The sequence below is a fragment of the Bacillus sp. JJ1773 genome (genome assembly GCF_036962035.1).
GTDB lineage: Bacteria > Bacillota > Bacilli > Bacillales > Cytobacillaceae > Cytobacillus.
The window spans coordinates 1,521-18,478 of the sequence record NZ_JBALNX010000024.1 but is presented as its reverse complement, the minus strand read 5'-3'; the positions used below and the strand labels follow the sequence as shown (position 1 = coordinate 18,478).

The following is a 16,958-nucleotide window of genomic DNA, read 5'->3' as shown; positions in this document are numbered from 1 at the left end:
TACTTTTTTAGTTTCTGTGTGGTAATAAATTCCATTTGTGCTTTGGATCCCTAAAATTGCTCCTTGTTTCTAAATATTAAACCACATCAATAAGACTAGTCGAAAACAGTCCAAGCTATAGAGCATTTCCTTGTAATAGGGAATACTTTTTATTTTGCCGGAAATCTAAAGTAACAATATAATATAACTGAAAACAATATTTATTTATTGTAAAACGATAAATAATGTATTAAAATCACATTAACAATAAATAAATGAGGTGCTTAATATGAATAGAGAAACACTTTTTTTAAAGTTCGTTGTTGTTCTTATGGGAATCCCCGTACTTGCTTTATGCATCTTTTTGGTTCCGGAGATAGGGAATGTTACAGCAAAATTGCTTCCTGAGTTTGCTTATACAAAATATCTCGTTACAATCGTTTTTTATGCATCGGCGGTCCCGTTTTACTTTGCTTTGTATCAGGCATTCAAACTTTTACGATATATTGATAAAAGTGAAGCTTTCTCCGAATTATCTGTAATAGCTTTAAAGAAAATCAATCGCTGTGCCATCACAATCAGTATCTTGCATCTGCTAGTCTTGCCGCTTTTCTATCTCTTTGCGGAAGTAGACGATGCCCCAGGTGTCATCTTTGTGGGATTGGTTGTTCCTTTTGCTTCTATGGTGATTGCCGTCTTTGCCGCTGTTCTTCAAAAGCTATTAAAAAATGCAATCGATATAAAATCAGAAAATGATTTAACGGTTTGAGGTGAATAACAATGGCGATTATAATTAATATTGATGTGATGCTGGCTAAAAGGAAAATGAGCGTAACAGAACTTTCCGAGCGGGTTGGAATCACAATGGCAAACCTTTCTATCTTGAAAAATGGAAAGGCAAAAGCGATTAGATTTTCAACTTTAGAGGCGATTTGTAAGGCTTTAGATTGCCAGCCTGGGGATATTTTAGAATACAAAAATGACGAAGATACTAAAGAATAATAAAATAGCATTTTTTATGATGAAAACATGAGATTGAACTGGGTGAAAAAGAAGGCTCACTTAATTTCCCTTAAATTAAAGATGTAGATGTATACAAAAAAAGTAGCTCATAAAGCTACTTTTTTTGCAATTGCTCCAATCGTACAACAGGAAACCAACCCTCGACCTCTAAAATTAATTTCCATAAAGGAGTTGGAATAAAAGCTTGATGTTGATCGGTAGTTGTTAGTTGGTGTCTAATGGTTTCTTCTTCATGTTGTTGTACTTTTTCAACCCAATAAGGATCAACCACTAATGCTCGTCCGAGTGCGATAAAGTCTGTTTTTCCTTTCTCAAATACAAGTGCTGCTTCATCTGGGGTATGAATATTTCCAACACCAATGACTGGCACACGTCCGTCAATATATTCTGCAATTAATTCTGTACGTGATTTTTCACTATTAATTCCTCTACGCGGCTTAGCCCGAGCATTCGTTGTGGCAATATGAATATAATCAATATCTGCTTTCATTAATTCATCAAGTAACTCAAATGTTTCTTTCATCGTGATTCCTGGTGTTTCGGGTTCTTCAGGTGAAAAACGATAACCTATTAAGAATGGTTTTGTTGCATGTTCTTTAATAACACGCTTCACTTCATCGATTAGTTTTATGGCAAATAAATAGCGATTTTGGAACTCATCTGTTCGTTGATTCGAATGTGGTGAAACAAACTGCTGTAGTAAATAACCTGTTGCACCGTGCAATTCGACTCCATCAAATCCGGCTTCGATTGTACGGCGTGTTGCGTCACCAAAGTACTTTATTATTTTATATACTTCTTCCGTGGTTAGTGCTCTCGGTGTCTGTTCGATATTATAAAATCCACGGTCTACAAGGGGGGCGACAGCACTTGCACTTACGGTTTCTCCAGTTGGAATAAGTCTTGGGACTGCTAAACGGCCACCATGATAAAGTTGAACAACTCCTTTAGCACCACCAGAGTGAATAACATCTGCTAATTTGGAAAGACCATCAATTATACCATCATGATCAATACCCATTTGACCATCGAAACCTTTGCCATTTTTTGAAACATATGCACAAGCTGTAATAATCGTTCCGACACCATTCGCACGTTCCTTGTAATAATTAAGTTCTTCCTGTGAAACATAGTCATTTTCATCTGCGGAAAATGTTGTCATTGGAGCCATCATGAGGCGATTTTTTACATGAACACCACTTTTAAATGTATATTCTTGAAATAATTTCTGATAGTTGTTTTTCATGGTATACCTCCGATCATCATTCGATGAATGATTTAATGTATATTGACTAAAGTTTCTATTTCTTTTGAAATGGCGTTACTGCCTGCATGTAATTTTGTGGCGAACTGTTTAATATTGCTACGAGAAATTTGATTAGCAGGTGCTGCAATTGCTAAGGCAGCTATAACCTCTTGATTGCGAAAAACAGGAACGGCGACACAGCGAATACCAACAATACGTTCCTCATCATCAAATGCATAACCGTCATCACGAATAGCCTTTAAATGATAATGAAATAGTTGTGAGTCTTGAAACGTATTTTTTGTTGCACGTTCAAGTGACAATTTATCAAATATGGAAGCTAGCAATTCTTCATCTAAATTAGCTAAGATCACTTTTCCTAAAGCGGATTGATGTAGTTTTGAACGATTTCCAATTTCTTCGTCTGCTGATTCCTGAAAGGGAGTGTGTAATACTTGCGTCATAACAAGATCGGTCCCGTCCACTTTTCCTATATAGGTACTCATCTGTAAATTTTGTGCCAGTTGGTAAATTGAACGTAATGAAGCCCAATCCATTTCTGAACGTTTTTCAAAGCTTTCGCAAAACATTTTATGATGAATAAAATATTGAGCTTGAAGTTTATAAACATATCCCATATCTTCTAGGGTAGTTAAAATCCGAAAAGCCGTAGATTTACTTAATTTCTGTTCGTCCATCACTTCTCTTAACATAATGCCTTTACGCTGTTTTACTAATTCTAAAACGAGAAGGCCCTTTTTTAATGTCGATACTTCATTCTGTGCCATTTCATCACCTCAGTCTCAGATAGTATAGATGTTTTATTTTTTGGACTCAAACTATACAGAATGAGTTTCATTATTTGAAACTTGTTCAAAGGAATTTGTGAGTCTCATTTTAAAAAACTATGATATAGCTAATCAATGTTAGGAGGCAAAAACAATGAAATATACAACATTAAAAAAATCTAATCTTGAAGCATCAGTCATTGGAGTTGGTACAAATGCAGTTGGTGGGCATAATTTATTCCAAAATTTAAGTGAGGAAGATGGAAAAGATTTTGTAAGGGAAGCATTAAACATCGGGGTGAATTTTATTGATACAGCTGATATTTATGGTCTTGGTCGTTCTGAAGAATTAGTTGGTGAAGTATTAAAAGAATTTAAACGAGATGACTTAGTGATTGCAACGAAGGGAGCGCAACATTGGTCCAGCGATGGCTCAGTAAAAACGGATAATCGTCCTGAATATTTGCGAGAAGCAGTTGAAAAGAGTTTACAAAGAATGCAATTAGACTACGTGGATTTGTATTATTTACACTTTCCAGATCAAGTAACACCGTTTGCTGAATCTATTGGAGAATTAGCCCGCTTAAAAAAAGAAGGAAAAATTCGTGCCATTGGGATTTCGAATGTTTCACTTGAGCAATTAAAAGAGGCAAACATTCATGACGAGATTTCCGTCTTGCAATCACCTTACAATATGTTAGATCGGTCAGCTGAAGCAGATTTATTACCGTATTGTATTGAAAATAATATTTCCTTTATTCCATATGGCCCGTTAGCATTTGGTTTGCTTGGTGGTGGTTTCACAAAAGACTCTAAATTGGATACACAAGATTGGCGCAATTCAGTTCCATTATTCCAAGGTGACCAATTCCAACAAATACTTAAAACAGTGGACAAATTAAAAGAAATCGCTACGCAAAAAGAAACAACTCTTCCTAACTTAGCGCTAGCTTGGTTACTCTCTCAGGAGGGTGTTGACTCAGTCATTCCAGGAGGTAAACGAAAAGAACGCATCCGTGAAAACGTTCAAGCAAGCGAAATTAGTTTTTCTAAGGAAGAGGTAAACATTATTAACGATATTCTAAATAACAACTGAGTCTTTACAATGCAGTTGTCCGAAAGTCATTGAAAGCGCAATTCTCTAGCATGAATTGCGTTTTTCCTCTTTACTCCATATTGAATATGGTAAAATCCTAATGTAGGGGGTGGGGAATAATGGATAGAATAAAAATTCATCCACTGATACTATTTAGTCTTTTTATTAATGCTATTGCAATGGGAATGTTTGCTTTTCAAAATTATTAAGAAAATGATATAGGTTATACCGTTACATTTATGTTTCTATGTCTATTTTTAATTGGTCTTATCATTTATGGATTAATTAGAAATAGTAATATAGACCAACAAATAGAAGAAAAAAAGGGGGACTTATTTAACTAACCTCAAGCCCTTCCCTTCATGAATCTCTTGAATACCTTCTTCACAAACTCCATATGAACGCCAGGAACAAGTTTCACACACAATTTGAATATCGGAAGGGATGACATACTTTCGAATGCACGACTCAATCTCCTCCCAACTCAAAATTTGCCCGATTTTAAGCCCCATTTTCTCTAGAATAGCGGCATCTCTATCATAAATATGATCGTCTTGGCAGTGGTATTTCCCTGAGTTTGGGTATTTTTCACACAGCTGATCAGGTCCCTTTATTAGCTGAATTAACGTCTTGGGGTTATTTCTCAACGTTTGATGCAAATGCGTCATATTTTCCACGTATTCTTCGGAATAACCCATACCCCGATAGCCCAGAAGGCAAAAAAGATGATGACCTCGCAGTTTATACATAACTCTCCCCCATATACAAGTTCAACAAAATTGAAGTGTTAACTAAAAGGGATTACTAGTTAACACATATCAATCATCATAACATATCAAACCTAATTTAATGGGAACTTTTTTGTTTCACGAACGGTTCTTGAATGAAATTTGAAAGAGATAAAGAAAACCTTTTTAAACATCACTGGATATTAAACTACGTTTCAGACCTTTCAATTGTTCTGCTGTATTCTTTTTTCATCATGACCTTTTTAAAATCTATCTTTGTTGTTAAGATTCCGATTAAGACAAGAAAGGCACCTATGTATCCTTTTTCCGAGAGAACTTCACCGGCGAAAATAAAAGCAAATAAAGCTGCGAATACGGGTTCCAAGGAAAATATGAGACCTGTATGTGTGGGCGTCGTATATTGTTGGGCTGTAGTTTGGCCGATAAAACCAATCGCACTGCAAAAAATACTTAATGCCAAAATAGATATCCATGATTCTGTCGTGTTAGGAAGATGCGGATTTTCGAAAAATAAAGATAGCAGCAGCCCCCATGCCCCGGTAAAACCAAGTTGTAATATTCCCAGAGAAATAGAATCTACATTCTTCGTCAATTTATCCGTCACAATGATGTAAATGGCATAAAACAAAGCCCCTAAAATGATGAGAAAATCCCCAGAGCTAATGCTAAATCCATCATTTAAAGTTAAAAGGGCGATACCTACTATTGCGAAGACGACACCGATTACCACCCGTTTTTCAGTTTTTTGTCTAAAAAAGATGGCTAATAACAATGGAACAAATACAACCGCAAGACTAAATAAAAATCCAGCATTTGAGACGGACGTGGATTTTACCCCAATCGTGACAACAGAAATGGCCGAGAACAAGATGGTCCCTAATAAAAATCCATATTTAATCGTCTGAAAATCAATGTGCATAAGGCGTTTATAGAATACGAGCCCTGCTAAAACAAAAGCTATACCGAAGCGTAAGGCGATCAAGTTAAATCCTTGAATAGATTCAAGACCCATCTTCATGAATAAATAAGAGGATCCCCAAAATAATGTGACCACAAGCATCGTGAAATCTGCCTTTAATTGAGTATTCATCCCCATCCTTTTTACTTTAGCAACAGCTGTACTCCCATTCATTTTTCATCATCACCTATCCCGTCTTGAATTGATTATTTTACATTATAAATGTAGAATTTAAATTAGAAAAATGAATGTTTTTAAAGTAATACATGAATTAATTTCATGAAAAGGGAGTGATCAAATTGTCTCTTGCAAAATTTGAGATTTTTAATAGCGTTGTAGAATTAGGAAGCCTCACGAAAGCGGGGGAAGCACTCGGTTTAACACAATCTGCTGTTAGTCATGCCATTTCTAGTCTTGAAACGGAGTGGGGATTTTCCATTCTCAATCGCGGACGCTCAGGAATCCATTTGACGAGCAATGGAGAGCGCATTTTAACATACATCCGTGAAATTTTAAAATGGAACGAAGAAATGATTCAAGAAATAGCTAATATCAATGGAATGGAAATCGGTACAGTTCGGATTGGCACTTTTTCAAGTGTGTCCATTCACTGGTTGCCTGAAATCATGAAAGTGTTTAATGAGCGGCATCCTTCTATCGAAATTAAGCTGCTGGAAGGAGATTATGATGATATAGAGCATTGGATATCAACAGGTATGGTTGACTTTGGATTTGTGTCCTTGCCCACTGTGCAACAGTTTGAAATGACACCCTTAAAAAAAGATAGAATGCTCTGCATCGTCTCAGACCAACATCCTCTCGCTGAACAAAATGAGATTTGTTTTGACATGATCAAGGATGATCCTCTAATCAAATCGAAAAAAGGAAGCGATAACGATCTAACCCGAATGTTAAAAGAAAATAATGTTACGCCTAATATTAAATTTGAACTTACAGATGACCAAGCCATTATTTCAATGGTTGGAAATGGAATGGGAATCAGTATACTTCCTCAAATGGTATTACACCGTGTCCCAACTAACGTGCGGATTCTCCAATTAGCAGGAGAACATTATCGGACAATTGGTATTGCTGCTACATCTTTTAAAACCCTTGCCCCAGCTACAAAAAAGTTTATTGAATACTTGAATTCGTGGTTAATTGAGCCTGCACGCTCCCATCAGATTTGAATGGCTAGTACGTCATAATCGAAGACCTTTCGTAAAATAACTAGGGAGCCATCGTGATTATGTTAGGAACTTTTTTATTAAAAGACGCTTGTAAATGCATATTTAAAATTACAAATATGCCCATTTGAATGTTAAAATATAGGTAAATCATTTGTGGATGTGGGAAAAGTGATTTTTTCTTTATCCAAACATGCCAAAAAGCAAAAGAAATATCGAGGTAATAGAAGAGCATTCATTAACTGAGATACTTTAAAAGAGCTATGGAGGATCCATATGAAAGTTCGACTGTCTAATTTTAGTAAAAAGTGGGCTCTAATGTTTCAAACTGAGGCTGAAATGCTGAAAACATTTTTTGGCGATGAGATCATAAGAATAGAACATTTTGGGAGTACGTCAGTTCAAGGCATGAAGGCAAAACCTGTCATAGATATGATGTGTATTGTTAAAGACATAGAGAAGATCGATTTGTTCAATTGTAAAATGGGCACTCTTGGTTATGATATAGCGGGGGAGTGGGGCATTGCCGGTAGAAGGTTATTTCGAAAAGGCGGTGAAAACAGAACCCATCATATTCATTTTTATCAATATGATAACGCTCAAATTGATAGGCACTTAATTTTTCGGGATTATCTTCGGTCCCATCCGGATGAAGCAGCAAATTATAGCCGCTTTAAAGAAGAGCTGGCCGAGCGGTTCGATAACTCAAGTGAATATAGTCAAGCCAAAAAAGATTTCGTGAAGGAAATGGAACAGAAAGCACTTCTCTGGTTTAAAGGGCTTCGGAGGAAATAACAATCATATTAATTGTTCATTAATGAAGTATTTGAAGGAATTTATACTAAAATAACGAATTAATTAAAATAGAACACTTAGCATTTTAATAACAATATGTAAGGAGCTAAACGATGACGGAAAGTACAAAAAAAGAAATCTTTTCTTGGATAAAATCACTTGCATTTGCATTCATCATTGCTTTTATATGTAGGGAATTCTTATTCTCACCTACAACTGTTTTCGGGGAATCCATGGCACCTACTTTTCAAGATCAAGAAAAGGTTGTAGTTAGTAAAACGACTGGCATTCAACGGTTTGATGTGATTGTATTCAATGCCCCTGATGTGGAAGACAAAAAATATATTAAGAGAGTAATAGGACTTCCAGGTGATCGCATCGAGATGAAAGACGATGTTCTTTACATTAATGGAAAAGCATTTGAAGAATCTTATTTAAAGGAAAATAAAGCGGATAATCCGTTTAATAAGCTGACAGGTGACTTTAAATTGCAAGAAGTGCCAAAAGATTATTTATTTGTAATGGGAGACAATCGTTTAAATAGTAAGGACAGCAGGCACTTTGGCTTTATTCCAAATGAATCAATCATTGGAGAAGTGAAATTTCGATTTTATCCTTTTCAGGCAATAGGCATACCAAAATAATGCAGCGGTTGAATATAAAGCAGAGCGTTTCTACAAAAGGTAGGGGCGCTTTTTTATAATAGGCTGAAGTGGAGAGTTAGGAATTCTCTCCACTAACGGGTCAAGTTGCTATTCAGTAAACGAAGCGGGGGATCCTGTTGAAGTATGCTCATTAACCCAGTCAAGAGAGACTTTTGAAACATCTTGCCAGTCTGATATTTGTGATTTATGCTGCTCCACCCAACTCATACAATATTGGGGATCTATACTATGTTCTAGGCATTGTTCTAAGAATAATTGGATGGTTGACTCCGTACAGTTTTGCCATGTTCCGCAAGTGTTATGAAAAATATTTTCCATTTTCGTTTGTATAGAAAAATCATTTGTACTAGACATTGCTGCTCCTCCTTTTGATAAAAAACAAATGTCAATTGTAGTACTCCCACATTCAGTTTTTCCAAAAGGAAATAATTTATGAATTCATAAATTAAAAATGAATCATTTGAGAATTTTGCAAAACCGGCGTGATAGGTCAGTGAAGGGATCGGCTTTAAAAATAACACTGAGAAAAATTTAAGAGAAAAGTAAATAAAGATATAAGGAGCCTAAATTGAATAAAAAGAAAAAATTGATAGTTGTAAGTATTTCTTTTTTTTATTGGTTGTAATCAAATTAATTTTGCCAACATGGACACCAGATATAAAAGGAACTAATAGTATTAGCACATTACAGCAGATAGAAATAAATGGGACTAAATTAGAAGTCATGATTAGAGGGAATAACAGAGCAAACCCGATTATCATATTTGTTCATGGTGGTCCAGGCTGTTCGGAGATTCCTTATGTAAGGAAGTACCAAGATTTACTCGAAAAGAATTTTACAATTGTTCATTATGATCAGCGAGGAAGTGGAAAATCCTATCACTTTTTTGAGGATTATTCGAATTTAACATCAGATTTGCATGTGGATGATCTCTTGGAATTGACGAATTATATCACAGAAAGGTTGGGCCAAGAAAAGGTACTATTAATTGGTCATTCATTTGGAACCTATATAGGAATGAAAGCTGCAAGCAAAGCACCTGACAAATTTTCAGCGTACATTGGAATTGGACAGGTGGCGGATATAGTTCAAAGTGAATTTGATAGTTTAACATATACAATAAATCAGGCAAAGTTAGCTGGAAACATGGGTGACGTAAAAAAACTTGAGAACCTTAAAAGCTCAGTTGAAAATGGGGAAGAGCTTACACCGAGGAATTTAGTTCGAAAATATGGTGGAGCAGCAAGGTTGATTAATGATAATTTGGATTACTATTTAGGATTCCTATTCGGTCCCGAATATAATTTACTCGATGTAATTCGGTTTGTAAAAGGAGTTTCGCTCTCACAGGGTATTTTAATACGTGAGGAAATACAACAAAATATTACAAGTATGATAGATCATTTAGAAGTACCTTGTTTTTTTGTTATGGGTCAATATGATTATATGACCTCAGTAAATGCTGCAAATGCATACTTTTCCAAAATTGAAGCACCAATTAAGGAGTTTATTATTTTTGATGAATCTGCACATTATCCACAGTTTGAGCAAAAAGAATTATTTGCAAATTGGTTAAATGAAACTTGGAGGGAACTTGAAAAAAAATAATGGAGTCCCCGTGCTTGTTTATACAGTTTTTCTTAATTTACTTTTAGTCCATAGGCAAACTCAAAAGGTTGTAAAGAAGCAGAACGTTGAGTAGAAGCTAGAATAGAAGTATATTAAGAATTAAAGCAACGGCCAATCTCTTTGATGATTGACCGCTGCTTTTTATGCAAGTTTTTTATACATAATAATATGCGGACCAATAGGGGGATAATCAAAAACTTCACCATGTATGTGAAAGCCTAATCTATTATAATACTCTTCTACAGAGGTTCTGGCATTGCACCATATAAGGTCAAACCCCTGAGCTTTAATTAAATTTTCGGTATAGGCAACAATTAATCTCCCAGCTCCTAGCTTTCTATACTCTTCTAATGTCGCCATTCCTCGTAAGCGATATTGCATTTCATTAGAAAAATCAGGATTCCTTTCGACACAAAAGGACGCAATACTTATTAATTTGCCTTGAGAAAATGCACCAACATGAAGCGCCCCAGGCTCATGGTCTGTATCATATTTGCAGTCCTCAATTGTTTGGTGAGGACGCAGAACAGTATGTCTAAGACTATAAGTCATTTCCGGCGTAATTCTTCTAACCTCTAACATTTTATCCTCCGATCTTTTTAAAAGTATAAATAAATAATTCTTTAATCGTTCTATTAATCCTGCTTCTTATTAAATGGGAACTGCATGGCAGAGTCGTGGAAGAGATAGAAAAAGTGTTTAAAAATAACTACTATATGAAGCTGACATTGAAAAATACGAATGGGGGATTCAGGGGAGGAAGAATGCCAATCCAGATGGATATTTTCTAAGGATTACTTTTAAAGTTTGAATAAATACTAGAACAAAAAGACTCCCTCGCCGTCTCAAATATTATGCTAAAGAGTGGTTTGGCAACCAACCTCAACAGCATGACGGCAAAGGGCAAGGGGAAGTTATATTTCCGTTTTTAAAATCTGATCAATAATTTTCTTCTCCAATTTCGCTAAGCATGGAGCGGAAAAGTCTCTTGGACGCGGGGCAGTATTTTTTATATCTAACGTGATTTCTCCATCCTCAATGAGGAGGATTCGATCAGCGATTTTTACAGCTTCTCGAACATCATGTGTTACGAGTAAGGAAGTATAGCCTTGATTCAGCCAAAGGTCTTCAATCAAATTTTGCATTTCCATTCTTGTTAACGCATCCAAGGCACTTAAAGGTTCATCTAGTAATAATAGAGAGGGCTTATGCACCAATGCTCTGGCAAGTGCAACCCGCTGCTTTTGACCGCCGGAAAGAGTGGATGGCCATTCGTCTTTGAAAGATAATAACCTGACAGCATCTAAAGTTTGTTCTGCTTTTTCTTTCCAATTTCCTTTTAATCCAAGACCGACATTATTTATCACACTTTTCCATGGCAGAAGGCGAGAATCCTGATACATCATGGTGGCACTAGACTTCGATTCTTTAACAGGCGTATCGTTAAAATAAATTTGACCTGATGTAGGTTCCTCTAACCCTGCAATCAGCCGCAGAAGCGTACTTTTACCACTGCCGCTTTTACCGACAATGGCAACAAATTGTCCCGCCTCAATTTCTAGTGACACATTATTTAAAACTGTTTTTTCTCCAAAACTTTTTTCGATATTTTTCAAGCTTATATGAACGGCATGATTATTCTTATTTAAAGTCTCCCTAATTACGGGCTCATGCATAGCCATTACTTAATCCCTCCAACCATTAACGAACATAGCTTTTATGCCAACGGAGGGCTTTCCTTTCTCCCCAGCGAGCGAGCATATCTGCCAATTTTCCAAATAATGCATATAAAATAATCGTAATGATGATAATATCTGATTGCATAAACTGTTGCGCTGTCATAGCCAAATAACCAACCCCTCTTGTGGTAGCGATCGTTTCAGCAATGATTAATGTTAGCCACATAACACCGAGAGAGTATCGCAAGCCTACAAAAATGGATGGAAGGGCCCCCGGAAACAATACGTTTTTAAATAAATCCCATCCTTTTAATCCATACATTCTGCCCATTTCGATCAATCCTGCATCAAGATTTCTGATTCCATGAAGAGTATTAATATAGACTGGAAACATGACCCCGATGGATACGAGAAATATTTTTGCACCTTCGTCAATGCCAAACCAAAGAATGACAAGAGGGACCAAAGCAAGATTAGGAATATTTCGTATCATTTGTAAGGAAGTATCGGTTAACTGGAAGGTGAGTTCAGATAATCCGTTTGATATTCCTAAAACAAATCCGATTCCTCCTCCGATCAATAAGCCAATAAGGGCCCGTGTTAAACTGACCTGCATATGGTAGAAGAGTTCTCCAGAAATAATTAAGTTATAGGCGCTAGTTAGAACTGTAAGTGGGGAAGGCACCAGCTGGGTAGAAACGATCCCAGTCTTTGAGAAAAAATGCCATCCAATCAAAACCAAAAAGGGAATAACCCATGGCAATAGACTCTTTGATAACTTTGCTTTCATGACATTTTCCTTTCCGCAAAATAAGCACGAACAGAATACTACTTACCTACATTTTGGGATACATCGATTTTTTCTGGTATTAACCCAATTTCATGATAAACCTCTGCTTGCTTTTGCTGTGCATCAATGATTTCTTGATTGATCTTTTCTGCATTATAATTTCTGCGAGCGGTAGCTCTGTCGATGATTTCTTCCTCTATTCCCAACATTTTAGATACAAGTGTAACAACCTCTGGCTTATTAGAATTTGCCCACTCATCCGATTCATCTATGGCTTCGAGAATTACACTAACTAATTCAGGATATTCTTCATTAAATTTAATGTTTGCCACATAAAAGGTTCTGTTCGGATAGCCATAATCTTTTCCTTCGGTTAAATTGATTGTATCAAGCTGAATTTCTGTTCCGGCTAAGAACGGATCATAGGTTGCGAAAGCATCTAATTTTTTTGTTTCAAATGCAGTACGCCCTTGAGCTGCATCCGATAAATAAACCCACTCAACATCATCAAGGCTAATCCCAGCTTCTTTTAATGCTAAAATGGTTAAGTAATGATGATTGCCGCCTTTACTTACCCCAATCCTTTTTCCTTTTAAATCGGCGATTGACTTTATTTCTGAATCTTTATGGACAAGTACTCCTACTCCTTCTGGGTTAGGCAAGTCTGCTCCTACATAAACAAAGGGTTTATTCCCCGCCTGTGCAAAAATGGTAGACCCGTCTGAGGCATGACCGAAATCGATATTTCCTGTAAAAAGAGCTTCTAACAAGGGCCCTCCGCCGTTAAATTCTTTCCACTCTATTTCATAGCCATTTTCTTTTAGTTTTTTCTCTAAAAATCCGCTTTCCTTTAAAATATTTAAGGTATTTCCCTTTTGATATCCAAGTCGAATGACTTTGCCTGTTTTCTCACTGTTTTGATCTTTGGTTTCTCCTGTTGTTGTCCCAGTACTTGCTGATCCACAAGCGGTTAACATTAGCAATGATCCGAAAATAATCGCTAATAGGCTGAAGTTTTTCTTTCTGGTGTTCATTCTCATACTCTCCTTTAATTCATTAATGAATTACTAGTTTAATCCGATAAATTTTATCGGGTTAGTAAAGTTTAGTTGTATTGTAATGGATATATTTAGAAAATTCAACACCCCTTTTTAACTATTTTAAAAAAGGAATTCAATCTAAGGTCACGAATAATTTGTAATAGTTGCTTTTCGGAAAGCTTAATAACTATATGAAATTGGAGTGGTTTAATTGAAGAAAATTTATTTGATCCGTCATTGTGAAGCAGAAGGGCAGCCGCCTGAATCAAAACTAACAGTTAATGGTTTGAAACAAGTGTTAGATTTATCTGAGTTTTTTTCCGAAATGAAAATCAATCGAATAATTTCAAGCCCATATAAACGTGCGATTGACTCTATAGAACCGCTTGCCAAGCAATTAAAAATAGAGATTGAGCTTGATAGAAAATTGACAGAACGTATACTAAGCACCAAAAATCTTCCTGATTGGCTAGAAAAACTAAGAACAACCTTTGATAATATGGAACTGAAATTTGAAGGCGGCGAGTCTAGCCAAGCTGCTACGGAACGAATCCTTGAAGTGGCAGAAGAAATTTTTAACGGTGAAAAAGAAAATACGATCGTTGTGACACATGGGAATTTAATGTCTTTGCTTTTAAAGTATTATAAGAACGATTTCGGCTTCGAGGATTGGAAAAATCTTAGTAATCCTGATGTATTTCTCTTGAAATATGAAAATAACGAAGTCACGTTTGAGCGGGTATGGAAGTAAAGGGGCAAAAAAAAACTATGCTCCGGCAATCTCCTTAGCCTTTTCTTAATTGGGGCTTATTGGTGGTTAAGAAGACTGCTATCCACGAAAAATGAATTGATACCAACTGTTCGTATTGAATAGAAAGGGGAGTGGTGTACGATCCACCAACCCTAGAGAGTATCGGAAAAACATGTTCTTAAAGTTAAAAAGCGAATAAAAGAAGACAGAATAGGTTCCGGTTTCCTCCGATACGCATAGTAATTTAAGCATGGTTGTAAAGGTTTTAAAACTCATGAAGAAGAATTATCTTATAAACGAAATGAAGGGATGAGTGACAATGGCTATGGAGAAAACAGCCATGATTTTGGCTAAATCATTAAAAGAAGTAGGTATTGATTATGCATTCGGCATTCCTGGAGGGGAAGTTCTTGAAATCCTAGAGGCTTTTCGGAAGGTAGGAATTCAATTTATATTATCAAAACATGAGATGGGGGCCGGGTTCATGGCGGATGCCTATTATCAATTAACGGGAAAACCGGGCGTGCTGATTTCCACCCTTGGACCGGGTCTAACGAATACGGTCACACCAGTAGCCAATGCCTTTTTGGACCGTTCCGCTATGATTGTCATCACAGGGGAGGTAAGCACTAATTTAACGGGTGCATACACGCATCAGATCCTTGAGCAGCAAGACATACTTAAACCGATTACCAAGTGGTCAACAACATTGGCAAATGGTTCAGCAAGTCAGGCCATTTGGAAGGCTATTGAAATTTCAACATCAGGAGTGCCAGGACCTGTACATATCAATGTGCCTACAAACATTGCCGGGATCGAACAGAAATATGTATCAAAAAAGCGGAAGGTGGCATTTCCAGTTGATCCCTCCAGGGAAGCGGTGGATGCGTTTATGAACTGTCTTGTTGAGGCGAAAAAACCCGTTCTTCTTGCCGGGGTAAACATTCGGAAGGAAGAGGCATCAAGCATCAGGGAGTTTTGTGAAAAATGGCGCATTCCGGTAATCACAACGTATAAGGCAAAGGGGGTCATTCCCGAATATGATGCGATTAGTTTCGGGGGGACAGGGCTAAGCCCTTCGGTGGATAATCAGCATTTTCAATTATTGCGGGAACAAGCTGACCTGATTTTGACGGTAGGATTTGATCCTGTTGAATTACGGAGCGATTGGAATCTATCTTGGGAGACCAAAACAATCAATGTCGATACGATTCCTAACCAATATCAATTGATCCCAGTGGATATGGAGTATGTTGGCGAAATTGGCAGGTTCTTTATTAAATTGAATGAAGCACAGCAAACAGTACAAAGTAAATGGTCGGATGAAGAACTGTTTGCTTACAAGGACGCCATTAAAGATAGAGTGAAACCGAAAGAGGCAGTCGGACTTAGCCCTTATGATGTGGTGTCTGAAACAAGGAAACTAATGCCAGAGGATGCTATTGCCATTGTGGATACAGGCAGCCATCGAATTATGCTAAACCACGTATGGGAATGTTATCATCCAAAGGAACTTTTGCAATCCAATGGGTTAGGGACAATGGCATATGCCCTGCCAGCAGCCATCGGGGCTCAGCTTACGCATCCTGACCGAAAAGTAGTTGCCTTTATGGGGGATGCTGGATTAGATATGATTACGGGAGAATTGGCCCTTTTAAATCAATATCAACTTCCAGTTACACTCGTCGATTTCCGGGATAATATGTTGAGTTTAATTCGTTTAAAGCAGCAGCGAATGGGTTATGAAAGTACGGGAGTCGAATTTATCGCTCCTGCCTATGATCAATTGGCAAAAGCCTATGGCGGTATAGGCGTCGTTGTAGAAAATGTTAATGAATTACGTGAGGCGGTTAAAATCTCACAACAGAGTGAACGATTCACTTTAATTGAAGCTAGGATTAATCCTAGTGAATACCATGATCAAATGTAAGGTTATTATATTCCATCCATAATCCTAGAGGACAAGATTCCAAAAAGAGAAACTCTCATAAACTATATTAAACACGTGACGCAGTTCTATATATATTTTAATAGATCCAAAATAGTGCCCTTTTCTGTAGTAACGAAAAAAGTCCAATTTCTCCCTTTTAATACGAAGAAATTGGGCTATTTCTATTGTTAGCTATTAAATCTTTTATTATGTTTAACATGTTTAGATTTAGGGTTACTAAAGAACATTAAAGAACCTGCAACTACTACGCTTCCTATAAGAGCCTCCCCTGGAAATGCATAATCTGCCATCCATTTAAGCTCTTTTAGTCCAAGTGTTGCTTGAGGGGAGACCATCATCCAAATTCCGATTGCAAAAAGAATATAACCTAAAACCTTCATTTTATTATTCCCCCTTTGAAATTAGGATGACTTTCTAGATTGATTTATAGATAGAGTAGGTACTGTATTCATAGGTGCAAATCGATCTTGTACCATTGCTCCAATTAGACCATCATCTGTCGTATTGACTGCAGTACAAATCATAGGGATAAAGCCAGAGTACATGGTAATAAAGGTTGTGATAAATAACGCTGGATCTGGAACTTGTAGAATGGTAGCTATAACAGGAGACATGAAAAATCCCGCCCCCCC

20 protein-coding genes are annotated in these 16,958 nt (G+C 36.8%); 9 read left to right on the top strand and 11 right to left on the bottom strand.

Annotation, left to right across the window (positions count from 1 at the left end):
• Positions 1-268: 268 nt before the first annotated feature.
• Positions 269-748, top strand: coding sequence for a DUF2975 domain-containing protein (locus V7127_RS05380; RefSeq protein ID WP_335484181.1), 480 nt, complete (start codon positions 269-271; stop codon positions 746-748).
• A gap of 11 nt (positions 749-759) precedes the next feature.
• Positions 760-981 (top strand): helix-turn-helix domain-containing protein, encoded by a 222-nt coding sequence (locus V7127_RS05375; protein WP_335345456.1) that lies wholly within the window; start codon positions 760-762, stop codon positions 979-981.
• A 115-nt stretch (positions 982-1,096) separates the two neighbouring features.
• Here the strand turns inward: V7127_RS05375 and V7127_RS05370 are convergent, their stop codons facing one another.
• On the bottom strand, positions 1,097-2,248 hold the full coding sequence (locus V7127_RS05370; RefSeq protein WP_335484179.1) for an NADH-dependent flavin oxidoreductase: 1,152 nt from the start codon (positions 2,246-2,248) through the stop codon (positions 1,097-1,099).
• Positions 2,249-2,280: 32 nt separating this feature from the next.
• Complete coding sequence (locus tag V7127_RS05365) at positions 2,281-3,036, bottom strand: IclR family transcriptional regulator (protein ID WP_335484177.1); 756 nt, start codon at positions 3,034-3,036, stop codon at positions 2,281-2,283.
• 154 nt (positions 3,037-3,190) lie between these two features.
• On the opposite strand from V7127_RS05365, the gene V7127_RS05360 reads away from it, so the two are divergent.
• Positions 3,191-4,132 (top strand): aldo/keto reductase, encoded by a 942-nt coding sequence (locus tag V7127_RS05360; RefSeq protein WP_335484175.1) that lies wholly within the window; start codon positions 3,191-3,193, stop codon positions 4,130-4,132.
• A 332-nt stretch (positions 4,133-4,464) separates the two neighbouring features.
• On the opposite strand, the gene V7127_RS05355 is transcribed toward V7127_RS05360, so the two are convergent.
• Together V7127_RS05355 and V7127_RS05350 are read right to left on the bottom strand one after the other, a co-directional pair.
• On the bottom strand, positions 4,465-4,881 hold the full coding sequence (locus V7127_RS05355) for a DUF1284 domain-containing protein (protein ID WP_335484173.1): 417 nt from the start codon (positions 4,879-4,881) through the stop codon (positions 4,465-4,467).
• A gap of 187 nt (positions 4,882-5,068) precedes the next feature.
• Positions 5,069-5,971 (bottom strand): DMT family transporter, encoded by a 903-nt coding sequence (locus V7127_RS05350; protein WP_335484220.1) that lies wholly within the window; start codon positions 5,969-5,971, stop codon positions 5,069-5,071.
• Between the two features lie 167 nt (positions 5,972-6,138).
• On the opposite strand from V7127_RS05350, the gene V7127_RS05345 reads away from it, so the two are divergent.
• The 3 genes from V7127_RS05345 (at position 6,139) to lepB (ending at position 8,465) form a co-directional block, all read left to right on the top strand.
• On the top strand, positions 6,139-7,029 hold the full coding sequence (locus tag V7127_RS05345) for a LysR family transcriptional regulator (RefSeq protein ID WP_335484171.1): 891 nt from the start codon (positions 6,139-6,141) through the stop codon (positions 7,027-7,029).
• A gap of 273 nt (positions 7,030-7,302) precedes the next feature.
• Complete coding sequence (locus tag V7127_RS05340; RefSeq protein WP_335484169.1) at positions 7,303-7,821, top strand: GrpB family protein; 519 nt, start codon at positions 7,303-7,305, stop codon at positions 7,819-7,821.
• Positions 7,822-7,934: 113 nt separating this feature from the next.
• Positions 7,935-8,465 carry a signal peptidase I gene (lepB, locus tag V7127_RS05335; RefSeq protein ID WP_335484167.1) on the top strand — a complete coding sequence of 177 codons (531 nt, stop codon included), beginning with the start codon at positions 7,935-7,937 and terminating at the stop codon, positions 8,463-8,465.
• A gap of 108 nt (positions 8,466-8,573) precedes the next feature.
• On the opposite strand, the gene V7127_RS05330 is transcribed toward lepB, so the two are convergent.
• Positions 8,574-8,840, bottom strand: coding sequence for a hypothetical protein (locus V7127_RS05330; RefSeq protein WP_335353399.1), 267 nt, complete (start codon positions 8,838-8,840; stop codon positions 8,574-8,576).
• Between the two features lie 261 nt (positions 8,841-9,101).
• Here V7127_RS05330 and V7127_RS05325 point away from each other — a divergent pair, with 261 nt between their 5' ends.
• Complete coding sequence (locus V7127_RS05325; protein ID WP_335484165.1) at positions 9,102-10,094, top strand: alpha/beta fold hydrolase; 993 nt, start codon at positions 9,102-9,104, stop codon at positions 10,092-10,094.
• A gap of 162 nt (positions 10,095-10,256) precedes the next feature.
• Here V7127_RS05325 and V7127_RS05320 read toward each other — a convergent pair whose 3' ends face one another.
• The 4 genes from V7127_RS05320 to V7127_RS05305 all read right to left on the bottom strand — a co-directional run bounded on the left by V7127_RS05320 (position 10,257) and on the right by V7127_RS05305 (position 13,618).
• Positions 10,257-10,697 (bottom strand): GNAT family N-acetyltransferase, encoded by a 441-nt coding sequence (locus V7127_RS05320; RefSeq protein ID WP_335484163.1) that lies wholly within the window; start codon positions 10,695-10,697, stop codon positions 10,257-10,259.
• Between the two features lie 332 nt (positions 10,698-11,029).
• Complete coding sequence (locus V7127_RS05315) at positions 11,030-11,797, bottom strand: ATP-binding cassette domain-containing protein (protein ID WP_335484161.1); 768 nt, start codon at positions 11,795-11,797, stop codon at positions 11,030-11,032.
• A gap of 19 nt (positions 11,798-11,816) precedes the next feature.
• A complete protein-coding gene (locus V7127_RS05310) occupies positions 11,817-12,584 on the bottom strand; it encodes an ABC transporter permease subunit (RefSeq protein WP_335484159.1) in 768 nt (255 codons plus the stop codon).
• Positions 12,585-12,622: 38 nt separating this feature from the next.
• Positions 12,623-13,618, bottom strand: coding sequence for an aliphatic sulfonate ABC transporter substrate-binding protein (locus V7127_RS05305; protein ID WP_335484157.1), 996 nt, complete (start codon positions 13,616-13,618; stop codon positions 12,623-12,625).
• A gap of 217 nt (positions 13,619-13,835) precedes the next feature.
• Here V7127_RS05305 and V7127_RS05300 point away from each other — a divergent pair, with 217 nt between their 5' ends.
• Entirely contained in the window at positions 13,836-14,375 is a 540-nt protein-coding gene (locus V7127_RS05300; RefSeq protein ID WP_335484155.1) for a histidine phosphatase family protein, read from the top strand.
• A 319-nt stretch (positions 14,376-14,694) separates the two neighbouring features.
• Positions 14,695-16,305 (top strand): thiamine pyrophosphate-binding protein, encoded by a 1,611-nt coding sequence (locus tag V7127_RS05295; protein WP_335484153.1) that lies wholly within the window; start codon positions 14,695-14,697, stop codon positions 16,303-16,305.
• Positions 16,306-16,493: 188 nt separating this feature from the next.
• Here the strand turns inward: V7127_RS05295 and V7127_RS05290 are convergent, their stop codons facing one another.
• Together V7127_RS05290 and V7127_RS05285 are read right to left on the bottom strand one after the other, a co-directional pair.
• On the bottom strand, positions 16,494-16,706 hold the full coding sequence (locus V7127_RS05290) for a hypothetical protein (RefSeq protein ID WP_335353407.1): 213 nt from the start codon (positions 16,704-16,706) through the stop codon (positions 16,494-16,496).
• 21 nt (positions 16,707-16,727) lie between these two features.
• Positions 16,728-16,958: hypothetical protein (locus V7127_RS05285; protein ID WP_335484151.1), on the bottom strand; the 231-nt coding region annotated here is incomplete at its 5' end.

What these genes read in the sequence shown, in the direction of transcription:
- V7127_RS05380 (WP_335484181.1), top strand. Translation starts at nt 269, where the DNA reads ATGAATAGAGAAACACTTTTTTTAAAGTTCGTTGTTGTTCTTATGGGA.
- V7127_RS05375 (WP_335345456.1), top strand. Translation starts at nt 760, where the DNA reads ATGGCGATTATAATTAATATTGATGTGATGCTGGCTAAAAGGAAAATG.
- V7127_RS05370 (WP_335484179.1), bottom strand. Translation starts at nt 2,248, where the DNA reads ATGAAAAACAACTATCAGAAATTATTTCAAGAATATACATTTAAAAGT.
- V7127_RS05365 (WP_335484177.1), bottom strand. Translation starts at nt 3,036, where the DNA reads ATGGCACAGAATGAAGTATCGACATTAAAAAAGGGCCTTCTCGTTTTA.
- V7127_RS05360 (WP_335484175.1), top strand. Translation starts at nt 3,191, where the DNA reads ATGAAATATACAACATTAAAAAAATCTAATCTTGAAGCATCAGTCATT.
- V7127_RS05355 (WP_335484173.1), bottom strand. Translation starts at nt 4,881, where the DNA reads ATGTATAAACTGCGAGGTCATCATCTTTTTTGCCTTCTGGGCTATCGG.
- V7127_RS05350 (WP_335484220.1), bottom strand. Translation starts at nt 5,971, where the DNA reads ATGAATACTCAATTAAAGGCAGATTTCACGATGCTTGTGGTCACATTA.
- V7127_RS05340 (WP_335484169.1), top strand. Translation starts at nt 7,303, where the DNA reads ATGAAAGTTCGACTGTCTAATTTTAGTAAAAAGTGGGCTCTAATGTTT.
- lepB (WP_335484167.1), top strand. Translation starts at nt 7,935, where the DNA reads ATGACGGAAAGTACAAAAAAAGAAATCTTTTCTTGGATAAAATCACTT.
- V7127_RS05330 (WP_335353399.1), bottom strand. Translation starts at nt 8,840, where the DNA reads ATGTCTAGTACAAATGATTTTTCTATACAAACGAAAATGGAAAATATT.
- V7127_RS05320 (WP_335484163.1), bottom strand. Translation starts at nt 10,697, where the DNA reads ATGTTAGAGGTTAGAAGAATTACGCCGGAAATGACTTATAGTCTTAGA.
- V7127_RS05315 (WP_335484161.1), bottom strand. Translation starts at nt 11,797, where the DNA reads ATGGCTATGCATGAGCCCGTAATTAGGGAGACTTTAAATAAGAATAAT.
- V7127_RS05310 (WP_335484159.1), bottom strand. Translation starts at nt 12,584, where the DNA reads ATGAAAGCAAAGTTATCAAAGAGTCTATTGCCATGGGTTATTCCCTTT.
- V7127_RS05305 (WP_335484157.1), bottom strand. Translation starts at nt 13,618, where the DNA reads ATGAACACCAGAAAGAAAAACTTCAGCCTATTAGCGATTATTTTCGGA.
- V7127_RS05295 (WP_335484153.1), top strand. Translation starts at nt 14,695, where the DNA reads ATGGCTATGGAGAAAACAGCCATGATTTTGGCTAAATCATTAAAAGAA.
- V7127_RS05290 (WP_335353407.1), bottom strand. Translation starts at nt 16,706, where the DNA reads ATGAAGGTTTTAGGTTATATTCTTTTTGCAATCGGAATTTGGATGATG.